Below are 223 nucleotides of genomic sequence, written 5' to 3'. Positions count from 1 at the left end.
GACAGAGATCAAAGGAACCATCGCGATCCTCGGCGCGGCAGCGGCCGGCGTCGTCGCGGTTCTTGTCGGTGCCCTCTACTGGGCATGGCCCAGCACACCTGACCTCCCGGGTTCCGCCGCGACGCCCCAGGCGGCTGTGCAGCAGCCCGCCCCGCAGCAGCAGCCGGCGGCCGAAGCGCCGCCCGCCAGGGCCGCGGAGCCGAAAGCCCCGGATACGAAGGCT

At 73.1% G+C, this 223-nt stretch carries 1 pseudogene; it reads left to right on the top strand.

The features are described from left to right. Nucleotides 1-223 (top strand): annotated as a pseudogene (locus E4K09_RS28735) (hypothetical protein); the annotation flags it as partial.

The sequence above is a fragment of the Microvirga pakistanensis genome, assembly GCF_004458765.1.
Lineage (GTDB): Bacteria > Pseudomonadota > Alphaproteobacteria > Rhizobiales > Beijerinckiaceae > Microvirga > Microvirga pakistanensis.
Note: the sequence above shows the minus strand (reverse complement) of the source record. Positions and strands in the feature narration are given on the sequence as shown.